General features: G+C 38.6%; 20 protein-coding genes and 1 pseudogene. 18 read left to right on the top strand and 3 right to left on the bottom strand.

Features of this window, described 5'->3' with window-relative positions:
- The first annotated feature begins 264 nt into the window (after positions 1-264).
- Positions 265-1,347 (top strand): glycosyltransferase family 4 protein, encoded by a 1,083-nt coding sequence (locus H9648_RS03740; RefSeq protein WP_191752543.1) that lies wholly within the window; start codon positions 265-267, stop codon positions 1,345-1,347.
- Positions 1,348-1,520: 173 nt separating this feature from the next.
- Entirely contained in the window at positions 1,521-2,579 is a 1,059-nt protein-coding gene (locus H9648_RS03735) for a glycosyltransferase family 4 protein (RefSeq protein WP_191752542.1), read from the top strand.
- A gap of 220 nt (positions 2,580-2,799) precedes the next feature.
- Here the strand turns inward: H9648_RS03735 and H9648_RS03730 are convergent, their stop codons facing one another.
- Both H9648_RS03730 and H9648_RS03725 read right to left on the bottom strand, forming a co-directional pair.
- Complete coding sequence (locus H9648_RS03730) at positions 2,800-3,822, bottom strand: LCP family protein (protein WP_191752541.1); 1,023 nt, start codon at positions 3,820-3,822, stop codon at positions 2,800-2,802.
- Between the two features lie 148 nt (positions 3,823-3,970).
- Complete coding sequence (locus tag H9648_RS03725) at positions 3,971-4,609, bottom strand: YigZ family protein (RefSeq protein ID WP_191752540.1); 639 nt, start codon at positions 4,607-4,609, stop codon at positions 3,971-3,973.
- A 312-nt stretch (positions 4,610-4,921) separates the two neighbouring features.
- Between H9648_RS03725 and H9648_RS03720 the strand changes: the two genes are divergently transcribed.
- Positions 4,922-6,070, top strand: coding sequence for a sensor histidine kinase (locus tag H9648_RS03720; RefSeq protein ID WP_191752539.1), 1,149 nt, complete (start codon positions 4,922-4,924; stop codon positions 6,068-6,070).
- A 12-nt stretch (positions 6,071-6,082) separates the two neighbouring features.
- Entirely contained in the window at positions 6,083-6,814 is a 732-nt protein-coding gene (locus H9648_RS03715; RefSeq protein WP_066245383.1) for a response regulator, read from the top strand.
- Positions 6,815-7,142: 328 nt separating this feature from the next.
- Here the strand turns inward: H9648_RS03715 and H9648_RS03710 are convergent, their stop codons facing one another.
- Complete coding sequence (locus tag H9648_RS03710) at positions 7,143-8,936, bottom strand: ATP-binding protein (protein WP_191752538.1); 1,794 nt, start codon at positions 8,934-8,936, stop codon at positions 7,143-7,145.
- A gap of 159 nt (positions 8,937-9,095) precedes the next feature.
- Between H9648_RS03710 and H9648_RS03705 the strand changes: the two genes are divergently transcribed.
- The 14 genes and pseudogenes from H9648_RS03705 to H9648_RS20615 all read left to right on the top strand — a co-directional run.
- Entirely contained in the window at positions 9,096-10,016 is a 921-nt protein-coding gene (locus tag H9648_RS03705; RefSeq protein WP_191752537.1) for an ROK family protein, read from the top strand.
- Between the two features lie 129 nt (positions 10,017-10,145).
- Entirely contained in the window at positions 10,146-10,994 is an 849-nt protein-coding gene (locus H9648_RS03700; RefSeq protein ID WP_191752536.1) for a DegV family protein, read from the top strand.
- 484 nt (positions 10,995-11,478) lie between these two features.
- Positions 11,479-12,540, top strand: a complete 1,062-nt coding sequence (locus H9648_RS03695; protein ID WP_318243475.1) for an ATP-dependent helicase ComFA — start codon at positions 11,479-11,481, stop codon at positions 12,538-12,540.
- Positions 12,537-13,247, top strand: a complete 711-nt coding sequence (locus H9648_RS03690) for a ComF family protein (RefSeq protein ID WP_191752534.1) — start codon at positions 12,537-12,539, stop codon at positions 13,245-13,247. The genes H9648_RS03695 and H9648_RS03690 overlap by 4 nt, the downstream gene beginning before the upstream one ends.
- A gap of 82 nt (positions 13,248-13,329) precedes the next feature.
- The gene (locus H9648_RS03685) at positions 13,330-13,725 is read left to right on the top strand and encodes a TIGR03826 family flagellar region protein (protein WP_191752533.1); all 396 of its coding nucleotides are present in this window, start codon (positions 13,330-13,332) and stop codon (positions 13,723-13,725) included.
- 87 nt (positions 13,726-13,812) lie between these two features.
- Positions 13,813-14,079, top strand: a complete 267-nt coding sequence (gene flgM / locus H9648_RS03680) for a flagellar biosynthesis anti-sigma factor FlgM (RefSeq protein WP_191752532.1) — start codon at positions 13,813-13,815, stop codon at positions 14,077-14,079.
- 10 nt (positions 14,080-14,089) lie between these two features.
- The gene (locus tag H9648_RS03675) at positions 14,090-14,548 is read left to right on the top strand and encodes a flagellar protein FlgN (protein WP_191752531.1); all 459 of its coding nucleotides are present in this window, start codon (positions 14,090-14,092) and stop codon (positions 14,546-14,548) included.
- Between the two features lie 18 nt (positions 14,549-14,566).
- Positions 14,567-16,102 (top strand): flagellar hook-associated protein FlgK, encoded by a 1,536-nt coding sequence (gene flgK, locus H9648_RS03670; RefSeq protein ID WP_191752530.1) that lies wholly within the window; start codon positions 14,567-14,569, stop codon positions 16,100-16,102.
- 10 nt (positions 16,103-16,112) lie between these two features.
- The gene (gene flgL / locus H9648_RS03665; protein ID WP_191752529.1) at positions 16,113-17,009 is read left to right on the top strand and encodes a flagellar hook-associated protein FlgL; all 897 of its coding nucleotides are present in this window, start codon (positions 16,113-16,115) and stop codon (positions 17,007-17,009) included.
- Positions 17,010-17,073: 64 nt separating this feature from the next.
- Positions 17,074-17,628 (top strand): DUF6470 family protein, encoded by a 555-nt coding sequence (locus H9648_RS03660; RefSeq protein ID WP_191752528.1) that lies wholly within the window; start codon positions 17,074-17,076, stop codon positions 17,626-17,628.
- Between the two features lie 26 nt (positions 17,629-17,654).
- The gene (fliW, locus tag H9648_RS03655) at positions 17,655-18,098 is read left to right on the top strand and encodes a flagellar assembly protein FliW (protein ID WP_191752527.1); all 444 of its coding nucleotides are present in this window, start codon (positions 17,655-17,657) and stop codon (positions 18,096-18,098) included.
- 3 nt (positions 18,099-18,101) lie between these two features.
- A complete protein-coding gene (gene csrA / locus H9648_RS03650; protein WP_191752526.1) occupies positions 18,102-18,329 on the top strand; it encodes a carbon storage regulator CsrA in 228 nt (75 codons plus the stop codon).
- 154 nt (positions 18,330-18,483) lie between these two features.
- Complete coding sequence (locus H9648_RS03645; RefSeq protein WP_191752525.1) at positions 18,484-19,212, top strand: flagellin N-terminal helical domain-containing protein; 729 nt, start codon at positions 18,484-18,486, stop codon at positions 19,210-19,212.
- Between the two features lie 342 nt (positions 19,213-19,554).
- Positions 19,555-19,671: pseudogene (locus tag H9648_RS20615) on the top strand (flagellin); the annotation flags it as partial.
- Positions 19,672-19,725: the final 54 nt, after the last annotated feature.

The following is a 19,725-nucleotide window of genomic DNA, read 5'->3' as shown; positions in this document are numbered from 1 at the left end:
GTTTTATATTATTGTAACTTTTCTTCAAATCTTTAGGTTTAAATACAGTTAATGGGTTTCGGTTAGGTGGGAAAACGGGAATAAATCCTTGAAAACTGCAACGGACAATTAACAAATGATTTTGTCGAAAATTAGTATGTAAAGAGAATGTGAAATTTTTTAGATATTGGTTGTGTAAATGATTGAATAACTATATACTTTCATCTTAGATACACAATAAAGAAATATATTAAAAAACGTGATTTGTTATAAAGAGGGGATATAATGGAAACATTGCTGTTAACATGTCTTATATCGTTCCTAACCGTACTGTTCGTAACACCACTTGTTATTAAGTTTGCGATATTTATCGGCGTAACGGATAAGCCAGATAAAAGAAAAGTTCATCAAAAAATTATGCCAAGGCTAGGCGGACTTGCCATAGTAATCGGAGTAGTTGCCGGTTATTATACAGCAGGTCTTCAATATAGTTCAGTTACAAGTATTACTTTAGGCGGAATTATCATCGTGGTAGTGGGTCTGTTAGATGACAAATTCACCATATCACCAAAAATGAAACTAGCGGGTCAGCTCATTGCTGCTTTAGTTATTGTAAGATCGGGTTTGACAATTGATTTTATCAGCATCCCGTTTCTCGGGAAATTCGAACTTGAATTTTGGGCTTATCCTGTAACAATATTTTGGATTCTAGCGATTACTAATGCTATAAATTTAATTGATGGTTTGGATGGACTTGCGGGTGGAATATCTGCAATTGTCATTTCAACTATTGCCATTATGGCAGGATTAAATGGAAATGTTCTTATTCTGACATTGTCACTCATAGTATTAAGTTCCACCGTTGCATTCTTATTTTACAACTTCCATCCAGCTAAGATCTTTATGGGGGATACAGGTGCTCTTTTCTTGGGTTATTGCATCTCTGTACTATCCTTACTTGGTCTATATAAAAGTGTTACCTTGTTCAGCTTTGTTGTTCCTATTATCATTTTAGGAGTTCCGGTGTTTGATACAACTTTTGCTATCATAAGAAGGCTTGCTAATAAGCAACCTATTTCAGCACCAGATAAAGGTCACTTACACCATCGATTGTTGCAACTCGGTTTATCACATCGAAACACTGTACTATTGATTTACGCTCTAAGTATTCTGTTTAGTGTGGCAGCTGCCATTTTTTCTTCCACAACAGTTTGGGGCGCAATCGCAATTATTGCTGGTTTATTAGTACTCTTGGAGGTAATCGCTGAACTTATAGGGCTTGTCCATCATAAATATCGCCCACTTTTGTTTATTTGGAAGAAAATATTTAGTCCAAGTTCGAGTCAACAAGTTAAAATCGAAAAGTAATATTATTTAAAACTTGCTAATTTTATAGCAAGTTTTTTTATTATTATGTCCAATAAACAATTGGAGCAATCCTTCATCCTCTAAAAATAACGGTAAAAACTTACATAAGTAAATCCTTTCTTTTTAAGGAAATCTAATGAAAGAGACAAATTTACTTTTATGAGGGATAACTAATGATTAACCATGCCATAGTATCAGGACTAATATGCTTCCTTACGGTTATTGCAATCACACCTCTTGTCATGAAATTGGCCATAAAAATTAATGCTGTAGATCAGCCTAATCAAAGAAAAGTACATACAAAAATAATGCCAAGACTAGGCGGACTTAGTATTATTTTTGGAGTTGCCGCAGGATATTTTTATTCTGGATTATTTCAACAACAAGTCTTAGGTATCTCTTTAGGGGCTCTTGTTATCATACTTCTTGGATTATTTGATGATATTTATCAGTTGTCTGCCAAAACAAAATTTTTGGCACAAATACTTTCCGGACTCATAGTTGTTATGAGTGGTTTAGTCATTGATGTAATCAATATTCCTTTTGTTGGAATATTCGATATTGGTTACTTTTCATACCCTTTAACTATTTTTTGGATTATCGCTATTACAAATGCGATTAACCTAATCGACGGTTTAGACGGGTTGGCAGCAGGAACTTCAGCAATCATTGTGGGGACCATAGGAGTTTTGGCATTTTTAAGTGGTAAAGAAATGATTTTCACCTTTTCAATTATTATTTTCAGCAGCGTGATCGGCTTTTTATTTTATAATTTTCATCCCGCTAAAATTTTTATGGGAGACATTGGTGCACTTTTTCTAGGCTATTGTGTTGCGATTCTATCGCTTTTAGGTCTTTATAAAAGTGTCACGTTATTTAGTTTTATTGTGCCAATCCTGTTGTTAGGGGTTCCTATTTTTGATACTATCTTTGCTATCATTCGTAGGATTGCAAATAAACAATCCATAGTAAAACCAGATAAAGGTCACCTTCACCATCGTTTATTAAAAAAGGGTCTATCACATAGAAATACGGTGTTATTTATTTATGGAATGGGATTGATTTTTAGTTCCATAGCCATTATCTTACCAATGACAACACTAAGAGGTACAATTGTCATCATTGTTATTCTGGTAATAGCTCTTCAATTTTTAGCGGAGAAGATTGGTCTTGTCAATGAACGTTTTACACCTTTCTTAAATGTACTCAATAAAGTTAACCCCAAAAAATAAAGGGCAATTTTCTTTTATATATTGTTGCCCTCCGAAAGTAGTTGATTTTCTCTCCAGGTTGTTCACTTTCCACGTGGCAGGCACTCACCTTGCTCTTCAGTCAACTTGCATATTGCATAGGGAGATGAAAAGAAAACATCCAAATGAAGCAATCTTTTAGAAAAGAGCCGAATAAAAAGACTCCAGCCGGATTAACTGGAGTCTTTTTTAGTGATTAATTTTATTGTTGAAAATCGTTATCTGCTTGTGGTAATTCACCCTCGATTTCAAGGATCTTGGCTAATTTTTCTCTTATATCTTGAACAGATTCATCTTTAGGAATCTCATACATAACACCGTCTATGGTTTCCGGATAGGTCTCCAATTGGACAGTTTCAAACTCTTTATTCTTTATTGTTCTATAAAAATTTCTCATTGCAAACATCTCAGTGGTGGAAATGTTAGTTTTTACATTATTCCCAAGTTGATCAATAACATTATCTGCTTTAGAGAAAGATTGTACAGAGATTGCTTTATCCATGATAGCTCGAATAGCTTCGCTCTCACGTTCGTTTCTTCCAATATCACCACGCGGATCTTGTTTTCGCATCCTTACAAAAGCCAATGCTTCTTCTCCATCGAGTTTCATTGGACCTTCTTTGAATGTAATCATCCGCTTAAAGGAGGCTTGCTTAAAATCAAAAGGTACATTTACCGTAATTCCACCAAGTTCGTCAACTACATCCTCAAATCCATTAAAATTTGTAGAAACAAAATAATCAATAGGTACACCTAGAAGTTCTTCTGTAGCTTCCATAACAGCTTTTTCTCGCATGCCTTTTTTACCATAAGCATAGGAATGATTAATTTTATCTTTTTCTTCTATAGCAGGTATATAAGTTCTCGTGTCACGAGGGATATTAATCATTGTCGTTTCTTTCGTTTCTGGATTTATTGTTATAAGCTTTATTACATCTGCTCGACCAACATCATTTGCTTGATAGTTCTCAATTCCAACTAATAAGATGGTTACTGGATCTTTACCGAGCTTAACTTCGTCCATCCTTAAGTCAGATTTATCTTTGTCAAGGTCTACAAAGCTTTTATCAGCGTTAGCTTTAATTTTATAGGCTAAATAGCCACCATAACCAGCAGCACTAATTACGAATAGAAGGGATGCGACAAGTACGAAACGCATAAGTCGACGAAAAGGACTTTTTTTTCGTTTCCTTCTTCGAGCCCTTGTGTTTTTCATTTGATTCATAAAAATTAAACTCCCTTAGTCCAATAGTATTGGAAGTGAAAATTGATTGTTGACTCTTTTTCATAATAGCCCATAAGAAAAAAATAGACAATTGTCAAAAAAGCGACAATATAGGATTCGGGAACACATAAAATTTGATGGGTATACTTTAGGATTTCACATCTTTCTCCAAATACTCCTCTTCACCAAAAACAATCTCACTTTGAGCATTCGAAAGGTCGATGATCCAATCTTTAAATGTTTCTTTTTCTTTTATCGGTACATACATCTGAATCTCCACTTTTTCCATGTAGTTCATCTCTTTGATGGGGTAGACAGAGTTGCGCAGTTCGTTCTCCATTTTTCCGAGAAGCGTATAATCCACGGTGATGTGAACGATCTGTTGAAGTTCACGTTCTACAACGCCAATGTGGTTGAGGCCTTCTGAAACTGACTTGCCGTACGCACGAATGAGCCCTCCAGCACCTAGTTTGATTCCGCCGAAGTATCGTGTGACAACAGCAACTGTGTCTTTCAATTTTCGTTTTTTGAGTACTTCTAACATCGGAACACCAGCAGTACCGCTCGGTTCGCCGTCATCATTCGCTTTTTGAATATTGTCTGTTTCTCCAATTAAGTATGCAGAACAGTTATGTGTGGCGCTGTTATGTTCTTTTTTTATTTTTTGTATAAAAGCTTGAGCTTCTTCTTCTGTAATAGCTCGTGCGATATGAGCGATAAAACGAGATTTTTCAATAACAATCTCGTGCTGTCCTTCGTTTTTTACGGCAAGATAATTAGCAAGCATATAGGGGATAACTCCTTTAAGTAGTGAATATTATGAATTTCATGTCAAATTTGTCGAATAATCTTCATGTTTCATGTGTATCGTGTTATCCTTCATTATAAGGTGATTATAAAAAGCATTCAAATTCTTAAAAAATTTTAGCAAGAAAAGTCATAAAATTCCACATCCTGGCGAATGTAGTATATTAGAAGGATTAATGTCTTCGCGGTATGATTCGTCTGATTGGGTACTAAGTCCTATATATAAATTAGGCAAGATGGTTCTAGAACTTCCGGGTACACTTCTTTATCGTTTTAATTGGGGGAAATTTACATGACTGCAGCTAAGTTAACGATAGATCCACATTTGTTGGACGGAATACTAAATCAGACCATCGATACGGTTACGGCAAGTCAATCACAAATCTTTGAGATCAGTGAACATTCTCGCCAAGAGTTTCAGCAGCTGCGCCGTGAGCTTGAGTTAGTGAAGCAGCAGGTCATTGAGGTCATACATAAATCTGACCGGACCGAGGAATATGCAAAGCTAGCACGAACTCGACTGGCAGAGGTGAGCAAGCATTTTCAAAAGTATAGCGAATCTGATATTCGAGATGCGTACGAGAATGCCAATAAGTATCAGATTGAACTTTCCATCATCCGGCAAACAGAGAAGCAGCTTCGGGAGAAAAGAGATGAGCTCGAGCGGAGAATCGGCGCATTGAACGATACGGTTCAAAAAGCGGAGTCTCTGGCAGGTCAGATTTCTGTTGTTTTAAATTATCTTAACGGTGATTTAAGAAAGATTAACGAACTCGTTCAAAACGCTCAACAAAAACAAGAGTTTGGACTTCAAATTATTGAAGCTCAAGAAGAAGAGCGTAAACGCGTCTCACGTGAAATCCATGACGGGCCAGCTCAATTGATGGCGAATGTGCTCATTCGCTCGGAACTGTTAGAGAAAATCTTTGTAGAAAAAGGAACTGAGGCAGCCCGTGTTGAAATAAAAGATTTACGGGTTATGGTCCGAAATTCCTTGAAAGAGGTACGTAGAATTATTTACGATCTGCGCCCGATGGCTCTAGATGATCTGGGTATCGTTCCGACATTAGACAAATATTTGCGAAATGTGAAAGAAAGTACAGGTATAGAGGTTGAGCTTCATGCGCTTGGTCAGACCCGACGGTTTCCGAACAAGATGGAGATCGCGATTTTCCGTTTGATCCAAGAGTCGGTAAGCAATGCCGTTAAGCATTCTGAAGCAAATCTGATTGAGGTTAAACTTGAGTTTACTCAAAAGTTTATTTCATTATATATCCGAGATGATGGCAAAGGGTTCGATATGGCACAGCCTACAAAATCAAATTCCTTTGGTATGATGGGGATGAGAGAGCGGGTAGAACTGCTCGAAGGAACTTTAAAAGTGAAATCCCGCATAAACTTCGGTACAAGTGTTTACATTCAAATTCCCATTCAAGACTAGGAGGGTTCACACATGAATAATGTTAATGTGTACGAAAATAACGCCTCAGCACCTGAGAAAACAAGAATAGCGATCATCGATGACCACCGTTTGTTCCGTGAAGGAGTAAAACGTATTCTAGATATGGAAGATCAATTCTCTGTTGTTGCTGAAGGTGATGATGGCTCTGAAGCGGAAAATATCGTCCGCGATCATAATCCAGATGTGGTGTTGATGGATATCAATATGCCAAACATCAACGGTGTTGAAGCAACTCGCCGTTTGGTTGAGAAGTCGCCTGATACGAAGGTAATTATCCTTTCAATCCACGATGATGAGACGTATGTGTCGCATGCGGTTCAAACGGGTGCATCTGGTTACCTCCTAAAAGAGATGGATGCTGATTCTTTGATTGAAGCGGTTCGTGTCGTTGCTGATGGTGGAGCGTATCTTCATCCGAAGATTACGTATAATCTTTTGAACGAATTCCGCCGATTATCCACTACGAATAAAACACAGCAAAACAAAGCTGGTTTTGTGGAAGTGGAGTATCGTAAGCCACTTCATATCTTAACGCGTCGTGAGTGTGAGGTTCTTCAGTTGTTGGCGGATGGACGCAGCAACCGTACGATTGGGGAAGAGCTTTATATTAGTGAGAAGACGGTTAAGAACCATGTGAGTAATATTCTTCAGAAGATGAATGTGAATGATCGTACGCAGGCTGTTGTTGAGGCGATCAAAAATGGTTGGGTTAAGGTACGTTGATTTATTTAGGAGAAAAGACCTTCGATAAGTGAAGGTCTTTTTTTGTTTTGTTTTTTGGAGCGAGTGGGGTGGTGCGGGGATGTATGTGTGAATCATTGTGGGTGATTTTTAAGGTTGCTCTGGGTGGTGTAAGTTGTTAATTTCCGTTGCAGATACTCGCTTTCCGCGGGGCAGGCGGTGAGCCACTTGCCGCTTTGCACCATTAAGTGTCTCACCTGACCGCTTGTCCCGCAGGAGTCTCGCATCTTCCACTTCAATTAACTTTCGGAGAGGAGTAAAAAAACAAATCCTTCTCTCGTTTGATTACAAGGTGTAAGAGAAAAAACAATCAACTCAAGGTCATTTCGAGGATCTTTTCTTCTGATGGAACGGTTATTGGGAATTCTAGTGAGACTTTTGTTCCGTAGCCTTCTTTTGATTCGATCCTCATCTTTCCTCCGTGGTTCTGGACGATTTGGTAGCAGATTAAGAGGCCGAGTCCAGGATTGCCTTCTTTTGTTGTATAGAACGGCTGTCCGAGCTTTGGTAGGAGATGCTCGGGGATGCCAGGTCCATCATCTTGAATGGCGATGGTGATGTTTTCTTTGGTTTGTTTTAGTTGAAGCGAGATGTTTCCCCAAGAAGGTGTCGCTTCTAACGCATTTTTAACGATATTCAGTATGAGTTGAGCCATTAGATTTTCTTCGCATTTTAAAAGAACGGGTTGTTTTGGCAGATCGAGGTTTAATGAGATGGTTTCAAAGTCTGTTTCTTCTTCTATAAAAGTGAGTGAGCGTTTGATGACTTCGTTTAAGTTATGATTACTTTTTAAGATCATATGTGGGCGAGCTAGTATCATAAGCTGACTGATGATAAAGTTTATTCGATCTGTTTCTCGTAACATGATGCCTAAGAAATGATGCGTTTCTTCTGTTGTATTTTGAGACTGAAATAATTGTGCGAACCCTTTTATTGAAGTTAGAGGGTTACGGATCTCATGAGCAAGACCCGCCGCAAGTTCTCCGACATAAGCGAGTGTGTTTGCTCTTTGTTTGAAATTATGTGCCTCATTGATTGCAGTCATATCTTTTGCGATTCCAATCACAGCGGTCATATCACTTCTTATTGAATATGGGATGCTCGTAATATCGAGCTCTATTTCGTGCCCTTGTTTATGAATAATCGTAAGGGGGTGTTTGATTGTTTCGCCTTCAATCACACGAGTTAAGTAATTCAGTGAATTCGTGATTTCATTTTCTTTTAAAAGGTTGGTATACGGCATAGCGTGCAGTTCTTCTAGTGAATAGCCAGTTATATGAACGAGGGAAGAATTCACTTTTATAAAATTTAAATCGGGACCTATTACAAAAACACCTTCAGGATTCAATTCAAAAAGTGAGTTGTAGCGGTGTTCGGATTCAAGCAGTTGAAATTGATGCTCAACGAGTCTTTTTTGGTTTCGCTGTTCTAAAATGTATAGAATCAATACGACGGTTGTCGCACCAAATACAAGTAAAGTAGCTGTCATGTTGATATTGTTGATTGGAAAACTGCTATGCCAATCGAAAGTAGGCGTTCCAGCCATTAATCCCATCTCACCGATATAGTGCATAAGACAAACGCCTAGTGTGAATGAAAGACTAGACAATACAACTCTTGCTGAAAAAATTCTTAAAGTGAGAAGATAAAAACCAAGTAAGGAAAAACCATAAGCGGAAGAAATGGAAAGAATGATATATAAGAGATTAGGTTCCATTGGCATATGCAAGTGCATGGACAACAACCCAATCACATGAACAGACACTAAGCCGATGCTAAATAAACTAACGGGTACAAAGAGTTTATTCTGCGGTCTTTGAGAGGTAAAATATAAGAACGATACATATGAGAAGAAAATACCTGCAGCAAGTGCTGCGGTAACGATGAAAAAATTGTAGTTTACACGAATGGGACTTTGGATGGATAACATACCCATGTAGTGAGTTGCCCAAATTGCAATGCCCATTGTAACAGAACCTATTAGTAAGAATTGTTGCTGCGATTTTTGCTCTTCTGTACGCCGATTGACCCAATCGAGTGAGATTAAGGCAAAAAGAAAGCAAACGAATAGGGAAAGTATCACGATATATAGATTATGATCCAATGGTCCTAGCCCTCCTTTAAAACATGTCTCACATTCTAATTTCTTCCATTATCCGACAAATTCCTTCTTCATTCGAAAAAAACTTTTTTAAAGATTAATAATTCGTGTGCTTAATAATGAACACCAGTGTTAAAAACGGTTTGGAGGTGATTTTGCTTGGTGAAAAAGTACGTATTAACGGTTGATATAGGTGGCACTTCAATAGAGTGTGGACTATTTGATTGGAGCGGAAATCTTCTTTCGACAAGTTTGTTACATACAATGGAAGTGCTGCAAGGTGATGTAGTTGAACAGCTTGCAGAAGAGTTAAGAAGAAAAATGGATGAGAACGGAATATTGATTGAAAAAGTCTTCGGTTTAGGAGTCGGTGTGCCAGGAATCGTTGACGTGAAAAGTGGAGTTGTGCTTAAAGCTCCGAGCTTAAAGTGGGATAACTATCCATTAAGAAAGAAACTTCAAGAGTTGTTACAGGTGCCCGTTTATATAGGAAATGACGTCAACACCGGCTTGTTGGGTGAAGTTGAAGCTGGCAGTCTGCAACACGTTCAGCATGCTATTTATATGATGATCGGGACGAGTATTGGTGTTGGTCTCCTTTTAAATGGTGAAGTATATGAAGGGCATCAGTTTTCTGTTGGAGAAGCAGGTTACATGATAACGGATAAATCTGTTCTACGTGAGGGGTTCCAGCCCGCTCGTTCAGGGTATGGCTTTCTTAGTTCAAAAGCTGGAGGATTCGGAATGGCTCATGAATATGAGAAGAAAACAGGGAAGCCTGTTTCAGCCAAGGAGTTATTTTATTTAGTGAACGAAGGGTATGGAGCTGCGATTAACATAGTTGATGAAGCTGTTGATCATATAACTTCTGCATTAATTAACATGACGACCATCCTAAATCCTGAAGTGATTCTTCTTGGAGGTGGTGTAGGAAGAGAGCTATCTCCATACTTTGAAAAAATAGAAGGAAATCTTGAAAAATATGTCCCTCACAAACCGAAATTAAGAATTTCCTCTATGCAAAATCGTTCCGTATTGTACGGTGCTTTCTCGTTATGCCGAAAACAGGTGAAAAGCACATAAAGGATAGTTGAAGAAAAAAGAGAATACTTAGTGTAAGTAAATTTGAATATAGTGAATTACTTTTTCTGATGGTGTACACTGTTAGAGGAGAAAAAAACAAGATTTTTGGCATAAGAGAGGACTAAAATTATGAGCAAGGTAGCCGTCATTACAGACAGTACTTCCTACATACCCGAACATATTCGTAACGAAAAAAATATTGTAATGATTCCGCTCAACGTGGTTTTTGACAAAGAAACATACAAAGAAGAAGCTGAAATAAAAGCAGACGATTTTTATGACATGGTTAGTAAAGAAGAAGCCCTTCCAAAAACGTCACAGCCCGCAATCGGCGAGCTTGTGGAACTATTAGAAGAGCTATCTCAAAACTATGATGAAGCAGTAATGATCACACTATCAAGCGGGATAAGCGGAACCTATCAAAGTGCAGTTGCAGCCGGCGAGATGGTTGAAGGAATCAAGCTTCATGTATTTGATTCTGAGATCAGCTGTTCACCTCAAGCCTTTTACGTGTTGAAAGCTACTGAACTCGCAAGTGAAGGTTCGAACGGTTATGACATTATGAATCATCTGTTACAGATGAAGAACAACGGGGTACCAGCATACTTCATGGTTGATGATTTAAATCACCTTCACCGCGGAGGTCGTTTGAACACCGCACAGCTTTTCGTAGGAAATCTACTTCAGATCAAACCGATTCTTCACTTTGAAGATAAAAAGATCGTTCCGTTTGAAAAAGTACGTACGAAGAAAAAGGCATTAAAACGTATTTTCGATATCATGGATGAAAATGTAAAGCCGAATGATAAAGTGAAGATTAGTGTAATTCATGCTAAGCGTGAAGATGAAGCGGTTGAGATCGCTGACGAGCTGCGTGAAAAGTTTACTAACGCAGACGTCTGGGTTAGCTACTTCGGACCTGTAATCGGCACGCACTTAGGTGAAGGCTCACTCGGCATTACGTGGATAAAAGAATAATCATTGGAGAGATGAAAATGAAATCTCTAGCACAAGGGGAGACAACACGATGAGGTTTGTCTCCCTTTTTTTAAACAACCGTTTAACAATTGCCCCTGAAACCCTAGTGAACGATTCCTCTTTGAAAGCTGTCCCATTTTTTGAACTTCCAATGGTAGAGCAACCTCCCTTAAACCAAACTTTTCGGTATGATGAGAAACTTCAACAAATCCTCTATGGTAAGCAACTTCTATTTGATGAATTATCATTTACAGTAGATCAAATTCAACTGCATTATGAAAATGGTTATGTGAAATATTCTATTGGTATTAGTAAAACTTCTAACGGTTATGTATGTAGTCGATGCGGAAATGAAAAGAGTCGTTTGTTTGCGGTGTTTTCATGTTTTCGCTGTAAGAGTGATAGCTGTGCTTACTGTCGGAACTGCATCATGATGGGGAGAGTTAGTGAGTGTACTCCTATGATTTCTTGGTGTGGACCTAAAGTGAGGTGGCCACTTGAAAACAACCTGCTTTGGAATGGTGAGTTGTCGAGTGGACAGCAATTAGCATCTCAAAAATTTGTGGAGGGAATCGGAAGTGAAGGTGAACTTTTAATTTGGGCAGTGTGTGGAGCGGGAAAGACTGAAGTTCTTTTTAAAGGCATTGAAAAAGCACTGAACTTAGGGCTCCGTGTTTGTATAGCAACACCACGAACGGATGTTGTACTAGAATTAGCTCCTCGTTTAAAAGCGGTTTTTCCAAACTCGATGGTTGCCAGTTATTATGGTGGATCAGAAGAACGTGAAACTAAAGCACAACTCGTTATCTCAACTACACACCAGATGTACCGATTTAAACAAGCGTTTAACATCATGATCGTCGATGAAGTTGATGCCTTTCCCTATTCCTACGATCAAACCCTTCAGCATTCGGTATCTCTTGCCGTTACACCAAAACACTTTCTTCTCTATTTATCTGCAACTCCTTCTAAAACAATGAAAAAAGCAGCAATGAACGAGAGATTACCATGTGTGAAAATCCCTAAGCGGTTTCATGGATTTCCACTACCTGTTCCTAAAATGGTTTGGGGTGGTGAGTGGAAGAAGAGGTTGGAAAGAGGAAAACTACCTGCTACCTTTCTTAAGTGGTTGAAAGCTCAAGCTGAGAGTGGACGACGAGCGATGATATTTGTATCTTCAGTATCGGTTTTAGAAAAGCTGATAGAACTTATAAGGAAGGAAGTTGATGTACCTGTTGACAGTGTTCATTCAGAAGATCCACTTCGTAAAGAAAAGGTGATTCAGTTTAGGAACGAAGATATTCAATTACTATTGACTACAACCATCTTAGAACGAGGAGTTACTGTTCCGTTTTTAGATGTTGCAGTGTTTGGTGCTGATCATGACGTGTTCACAGAAAGTGCGCTCGTTCAAATAGCAGGACGATCAGGTAGAAGTAAGGATGATCATGACGGTAAGGTACTTCTTTTTCATTACGGTAAATCACTCAGCATGATACAAGCGATCAATCATATAAAGAACATGAACAAGGAGGCTGGACTTTGAGTTATTGCCTGTACTGTCATGAACCATATTCTGAAGCTTGGTCATGGGAAGCGCTAATTGGCTTAAAGCAATCACCACTATTGTGTCAAGATTGTGAAGGGAAATTAGTGCGGATAAAAGGTGAGATTTGTAGAATATGCGGTCGTGACTTTTCAGTATTTCCCGAGCAATATCGACAGGATGATTGTTGCTTTGACTGCATTCGGTGGGAAGAAAATGACACATGGACCGGCATTCTACAGCAGAATCGGTCACTTTATGTCTATAACGACTATATGAAAGAAATGATAGCCAAGCTGAAATATCGAGGGGATGCTGAAGTTGTAAAAGCCTTTTACCCAGTCGTGAGTTCGGAGTTTAAAAGGATTTCCCGTGATGCACTTCTTGTTCCCATTTCATTAAGTGAGGAGCGACATTATGAAAGAGGGTTTAATCAAGCTGAACTTTTGGCAGGAGGATTGAAGAAGCAAGTAGAAAGTCTACTTAAAAGAAAAACACATGAAGAAAAACAAAGTAAGAAAACACGTGTAGAACGGTTATCTCAAAAAGAGAATCCATTTGAAGTGGTAGATTCTCTAAAAGTGAAAGGTCAGGAAGTCATCCTAGTCGATGATGTGTACACAACAGGAAGTACTTTGCGTTATGCGGCAAAAGTCCTGATTGAAGCAGGAGCAAAAGAAGTTTCATCAATTACCCTAGCACGATAAATAAAACGATTGACCTGTTAAAACTCCTTCACTCAAATCCGATATATACAGAAGATAGAAGTGTTAAGGAGCGGGAAGCGATATGGACAATTTGATGAACTGTCCGCAGTGCGGCAAACTTTTTGTGAAGTACATTCGTGAACAGTGTGATATGTGCTTTCGAGAAGAAGAACAGGAATATGATCATGTATACCGATATCTAAGAAAAAGCGAGAATCGGAAAGCTACGATCGTCGAAGTAAGTGAAGCTACAAAGGTCTCTGAAAGTAAGATCATCTATTTCATACACCAAGGAAGAATTCGTGTAAAAGGATACCCGAATTTCACATATCCCTGTGATGGCTGCCAAGCGCCAATCAACGATGGCCGTCTATGCGAAGAGTGTAAAGCTCGTATCAAATCCGAGCTCTCAATTGAGGACTTAATCAGAAGAAAACAAGAAGAAGCATTACCTTCTTACCATACTGATGACAATTAACCTAATTTCTTTTCATCACTTAAAAATTTTTATGATTTAGCCGATACATTAAATAAGATTTAAAGTCTCTAGATGAGGTGACTAATAATGCGAATCAATCATTTTAACTCTATTCAAAATAACCCATACACAAAACAGGTGCCCCATATGAAGGATAATCATGTTAAGGCTGCATACAAAAAAGATGAGATTCAAATTTCTGATGAAGCAAAGAAACTTTTATCTTCCTCAAAATTTGAACAAGACCGGATGAATAAAGTAAATGAGATCAAACAACAAGTGGATAGCGGAACATATCAAGTAAATGTTTCTAAAACAGCAGCTTCCATTATTCATTATTACAAGCAGGTATAAGGAGGATCTCATGGAAACGGCACAGATGACATCACTTCTTGAACGTTTGCTTCAATCACACACAGATCTTCTAACTCTCGGAGAACGCAAAACAGAAGTGCTTAAATCAGGAGATATGAAGTTACTAGATATTTTGTTAAAAGAAGAAGATCTTCAAGTGAAAAGACTACAACAGATCGAGAAGGAAAGACTTGTTAAGTTTGCGAATGTCACGTTAGGTGATGTTTTAGAACAAGTAGAAGAACCCCAAAAAGAACGATTGTTGAATTTACAAAACAGACTCATTGATATTTATGATGCTTTAAAAGACAGAAATCAACTTAATCAGGGATTGCTTGAGCAGTCACTTCAATATGTGAATATGTCACTTAGTATGATGCAGCCCCAAAGTGAACCTGTGACGTATAACCAAACGAAGAAAAATCCTTATCATAATAACGCAGCATCTCTTTTTGATTCAAAAGCTTAAACCTACGGAGGAATTACAATGCGCTCAACCTTTCATGGATTAGAAACAGCCCGTCGAGGAATGTTTACACAGCAAACAGCTCTTCAAACGACAGGTCACAATATAGCAAATGCTAATACTCCTGGGTATAGCCGTCAAAGAGTAAACTTTGTTCAGACTGAAGCATATCCGGCAGCGAGCATGAACCGCCCTCAGATTCCAGGCCAGATGGGAACGGGTGTAGCTGCGGGATCGGTACAGCGTGTTCGCGAAGGATTTCTCGATACTCAATTTCGAGGAGAGAACAACAAGCTGGGTTATTGGGATGCGAGAAGTGAAGCCCTAGAGAAGATGGAAGACATTATGAATGAACCATCTGATAATGGATTAGCCAAAACGCTGGATCGTTTTTGGCAGTCACTACAAGATCTATCCGTCAATCCTGAAGATTCAGGTGCACGTTCGGTTGTGCGTCAGCGTGGTTTGGCAGTAGCAGAAACGTTTAATTATCTATCAAATTCACTAACTTCTATACAAGGTGACTTAAAGTCGCAAGCTAATATTACGACAAAAGAAATTAACGCACTTCTTGACGATATCCAAAGCATTAATAAACAAATCAGTGAAGTTGAGCCGCACGGCTATCTTCCTAATACACTCTATGATGAGAGAGATAGTTTAGTAGATCGTTTATCTACTCTACTAAATGTAGAAGTGACTACAAAGCCAAGCGGTGGCAAACCAGATCCACTAGCTGCTGGACTTTATGATATCAAGATGAAAGATAAAGATGGTAATGAGTTTACATTAATAGATTCTGCAAATGGAAAGGTTAACCACCTTGAAATTAAATATGATGATTCAGCGGGTGGTAATGGATTAGCAGACAGCGTTGAAGTGGACGGTAATCCGATTGAAGTTAGCAAGTTTGCGGGCGGAAAATTACAAGGTCTGATTGAATCATTTGGTTATAATGACGGTGCTACTGTAAAAGGCATCTATCCAGAGATGCTTACAAACCTGGATCAAATGGCTTATCAGTTTGCGGCAGAATTTAATGAAGTTCATTCTGCAGGATGGAGTTTGTCGGAGATTGAAGCAAATGCTCACACCGGCTATAACTTCTTCGATCTTGGAGGAGTGACTGACTCAGTAAATCCTAAGGGTGCAGCAAAATTACTCAAACTTCATGATGACATGAAGGAGTTGGATAACATTGCAGCTGCAACTAACCAATTTGCTGGGGACGGTAGCAATGCATTACGATTAGGTGATGTTAAGAATGCGCCACTAGATTTTCCAGGCAGTAAGTCATCTTTACAAAGCTTTTATGAAGGAGCAATTGGTAAGATGGCAGTTGATGCACAGCAAGCGGTTCGACTCACAAACAACTCTGCTGTATTAACGGATTCCGTTCAACAACGACGTTTGTCTGTAAGTGGTGTTTCTTTAGATGAAGAAATGACGAATATGATTCAGTTTCAACATGCTTACAACGCATCTGCTCGAAACATTACAGTAATCGACGAGATGCTTGATAAAATCATTAACGGCTTGGGTGTCGGCGGAAGGTAGGTGCAACTAAATGCGCGTAACGCAATCGATGTTATCGAATAACATGCTGCGCCATATCAGTAAAAGCTATGAAAGTATGGCCAAAACACAAGAACAGTTAACAACAGGTAAAAAGATTAGCCGTCCATCGGATGATCCAGTCGTTGCGATGAAAGGAATGACATACCGAACAAATTTAACAGAGGTTGAACAATACAAGCGTAACTTATCAGAAGCGTACAACTGGATGGAGAACTCAGATGCTGCTCTTGATAAAGCAACAAGTGTGATGCAGCGTATTCGTGAGCTAACCGTTCAAGCAAGTAACGGAACGTATGAAGAGTCACAAAAAGGTATGATTGGAAAAGAAATCGAACAGCTAAAAGAACATCTCGTTTCTATCGCCAATACACAGGTTGCTGGAAAGTACATTTTTAATGGGAATGATACAACGAATAAACCAGTTGATTTGAGCAAAACACCTTTCGTTTCCATAAATGAGAATGAGGTTAAACTGGAACTGTCTCAAGGTATTGAAGTAGCAGTTAACATCAATCCTAAGAATGTATTTACTCATACATCTAGCACACCTGAAAGTGGTTTGTTTGGGGATATTAATGAACTGAAAAAAGCCCTTGAAGGTACTTCAGGACAAGAAATTAGTGGATTTCTAGATAAGTTAGATTCTCACATCAATAATTTAGTTTCTGAACGAGCTGAGTTAGGGGCAAGATACAATCGTGTAGAACTAATCGATGCACGAGTTGGCGAGCAAGAAGTTATCGCTAACCGTATACTTTCTGATAATGAAGATGCGGATATCGAGCGCGTGATTACAGATTTAAAGATGCAAGAAAGTTTGCACCGTGCAGCATTGGGAGTAGGATCTCGCATCATGCAACCAACACTTATGGACTTTTTACGATAAATCTAAGAGAGCTATCCTTGTGATAGCTCTTTTCTTGCAATAAAACCTTTTGGAGGGATCTATAATGAATGTTCCTCAACTTAGATTAGAATCAACGAATGCTAGAATAGGAATACACACACAGTCTCCTGTTCAAGAAATCCAACAAGCACCCGCTGATTTGCAAATTAAACAGCCGCAAGCTGAACTAGAAGTGAATCGTACACCAAGTCAATTAACAATTGATCAAACAGAAGCTTGGGCTGATATGGATTTAAAACACATTTCACGCAGGATTGAAGAGTTTGCACAAAGAGGTTATGAAGATTGGCTATCTGGTCTGGCTCGGATGTCTCAAGAAGGCGATGACTTGATGAGGGTAGAAAACGGCGGCAACCCAATAGCGGAACATGCCAAAATGAATAGTGAAAGTCCGATGTATGAGTTTAACATCGGCTTTATTCCGAGAGCAAACAGTGTGAAAATCAATTATCAACCCAGTAAAGTTCAACTAAATTGGCAGACTAATAAACCAGAGATTAATGTTACGATTAATAGACCTCAGCATCAGTACACACCTGGTAAGGTAAACGTTAGTATGGAAGAAATGCCTTCTTTAACAATCAACTGGGCGACATAAGAATATAAAAGTAAAGGATGATTGCGATGATACTTCATACGAAATTTGAAGAAACGATTGAGATATCTGATAAAGATATCTTACATTTTGAACAAGGTTTACCTGGTTTTGAAGACGAAAAACAATTTGTTCTTCTGCCAATGGAAGGGACTCCATTTTCAACCCTGCAATCGGTATCCACTAAAGAACTCGCCTTTTTTACCACAAATCCATTTTTATTCTTTAAGAACTATGATTTTGAATTAGTAGAATCAGTACAAAAACAATTAAAAATCAAAGAAGAATCTGATGTGTTGGTTCAGATCATCTTAACGATTCAAGAACCATTAGAAAAATCGACTGGTAATCTTCAGGCGCCTGTAGTGATTAATGTAAAGGAAAACTTAGGAAAGCAAGTTGTACTAACAGATAACAAATACCGAACAAGACATGAATTATTAGAATCTAGCTTTGTCGGACAGGAGGGTTAAGGAATGCTTGTATTAACCCGGAAGTTACAAGAAGCTATTAAAATTAGTGAAGATATTGAATTAACTGTGTTATCCATAGATGGTGATCAGGTGAAGATAGGAATTTCTGCGCCTAAACATATAGAGATCCATCGTAAAGAAGTCTTTCTATCTATTCAACAAGAGAACAACCAAGCAGCAAGCACCTCGCTTAACACTTTTCAAGCATTAAAAAAGTTAAAAAATACGTAAAACTATTAAAGATGTTTGTAATTACTCCGATATAACGAATGTAGGAACAAGCAGTACTTTTAACGGCCGTAAAAGGCTGTAAGTTCCCAAGAAATAAAACACATCCAACCAACCACAAGGACGTGGGCGGAACACATTCAAGGAGGAAAAAGAAATGAGAATTAATCACAATATTGCAGCTCTTAATACTTACCGTCAATTAAATAGTGCTACTGTCGGGCAATCGAAGTCTATGGAAAAGTTATCTTCAGGTCTTCGTATTAACCGTGCTGGAGATGATGCGGCAGGTCTTGCTATCTCTGAAAAAATGCGTGGGCAAATTCGTGGGCTAGATCAAGCATCTCGTAACTCTCAAGATGCTATCTCAATGATTCAAACCGGCGAAGGAGCACTGAATGAAACCCATGATATCCTGCAGCGTATGCGCGAATTAGCGGTTCAATCAACTAATGATACAAACACTGCTGATGACAGAGCAGAAATTCAATTAGAGGTTGATGATCTAATTGAAGAAATTGACCGTATTGCCACAACAACACAATTCAATACTCAAAACCTTTTGGATACAACTGGTGGTACAACTGGTGTATTTACATTCCAAATTGGAGCAAATACAGATCAAACTATTGACGTAACATTCGCGGATATGCAAGCAACTGCATTAGGTGTTGATCTTATTGACTTGGGTGCTGATGCTGCTACTTCGACTGCTGCAATTGATACAATTGATGCAGCTATCAAATTAGTATCAGATGAGCGTTCTCAATTGGGTGCTAAGCAAAATAGACTTGAGCACACTATCAATAACTTAAGTACTTCTTCTGAAAACCTAACTGCTGCGGAATCTCGAATCCGTGATGTTGATTATGCTTTAGCTGCTTAAGCAGTGACAAGTACAGTCGTCCTAGCTGGTAACGGCTAGTGATCATTATCGGGTGAATTGCTGGAAAACCCTTAGAGCTTTTCTTGCCACAACGTAGTTGGAAACGACAAGCGTGATGGCTTGAAAAAAGAAAAGATTGGGTAATCAGCAGCCAAGCTCCTATCTTGAAAAAGTGGAGAAGGTTCAACGACTAGGATAGACCATCTAAGGCTAAAAGCTATGATGATGAAATCCGTAGGTGAAACAATGTACATCAGCATTGTAAATCCGAAGTGCCCGACCCCTATTAGAATGCTAGAGGGTGAAGATATAGTCTGGTCATTTATGAAAGTAAATGTTCGCACGATGGCGAAAGAAATGATGAACCAAACAAAAAATTCTATTCTTTCTCAAGCAGCTCAAGCTATGTTGGCGCAAGCGAACCAACAACCGCAAGGAGTTCTTCAATTACTTCGTTAATAAATATAAAGATTAAAAGAGGTCCATCTAGTTGGACCTCTTTTTAAAATTTAT

The sequence above is a fragment of the Fictibacillus norfolkensis genome, from assembly GCF_014836645.1.
Lineage (GTDB): Bacteria > Bacillota > Bacilli > Bacillales > Fictibacillaceae > Fictibacillus > Fictibacillus norfolkensis.
This window is presented reverse-complemented; position numbering and strand designations above follow the sequence as displayed.

What these genes read in the sequence shown, in the direction of transcription:
- flgM (WP_191752532.1), top strand. Translation starts at nt 13,813, where the DNA reads ATGCGAATCAATCATTTTAACTCTATTCAAAATAACCCATACACAAAA.
- H9648_RS03725 (WP_191752540.1), bottom strand. Translation starts at nt 4,609, where the DNA reads ATGCTTGCTAATTATCTTGCCGTAAAAAACGAAGGACAGCACGAGATT.
- H9648_RS03700 (WP_191752536.1), top strand. Translation starts at nt 10,146, where the DNA reads ATGAGCAAGGTAGCCGTCATTACAGACAGTACTTCCTACATACCCGAA.
- H9648_RS03730 (WP_191752541.1), bottom strand. Translation starts at nt 3,822, where the DNA reads ATGAATCAAATGAAAAACACAAGGGCTCGAAGAAGGAAACGAAAAAAA.
- flgL (WP_191752529.1), top strand. Translation starts at nt 16,113, where the DNA reads ATGCGCGTAACGCAATCGATGTTATCGAATAACATGCTGCGCCATATC.
- flgK (WP_191752530.1), top strand. Translation starts at nt 14,567, where the DNA reads ATGCGCTCAACCTTTCATGGATTAGAAACAGCCCGTCGAGGAATGTTT.
- H9648_RS03740 (WP_191752543.1), top strand. Translation starts at nt 265, where the DNA reads ATGGAAACATTGCTGTTAACATGTCTTATATCGTTCCTAACCGTACTG.
- H9648_RS03675 (WP_191752531.1), top strand. Translation starts at nt 14,090, where the DNA reads ATGGAAACGGCACAGATGACATCACTTCTTGAACGTTTGCTTCAATCA.
- H9648_RS03660 (WP_191752528.1), top strand. Translation starts at nt 17,074, where the DNA reads ATGAATGTTCCTCAACTTAGATTAGAATCAACGAATGCTAGAATAGGA.
- H9648_RS03715 (WP_066245383.1), top strand. Translation starts at nt 6,083, where the DNA reads ATGAATAATGTTAATGTGTACGAAAATAACGCCTCAGCACCTGAGAAA.
- H9648_RS03685 (WP_191752533.1), top strand. Translation starts at nt 13,330, where the DNA reads ATGGACAATTTGATGAACTGTCCGCAGTGCGGCAAACTTTTTGTGAAG.
- H9648_RS03720 (WP_191752539.1), top strand. Translation starts at nt 4,922, where the DNA reads ATGACTGCAGCTAAGTTAACGATAGATCCACATTTGTTGGACGGAATA.
- H9648_RS03645 (WP_191752525.1), top strand. Translation starts at nt 18,484, where the DNA reads ATGAGAATTAATCACAATATTGCAGCTCTTAATACTTACCGTCAATTA.
- H9648_RS03735 (WP_191752542.1), top strand. Translation starts at nt 1,521, where the DNA reads ATGATTAACCATGCCATAGTATCAGGACTAATATGCTTCCTTACGGTT.
- csrA (WP_191752526.1), top strand. Translation starts at nt 18,102, where the DNA reads ATGCTTGTATTAACCCGGAAGTTACAAGAAGCTATTAAAATTAGTGAA.
- fliW (WP_191752527.1), top strand. Translation starts at nt 17,655, where the DNA reads ATGATACTTCATACGAAATTTGAAGAAACGATTGAGATATCTGATAAA.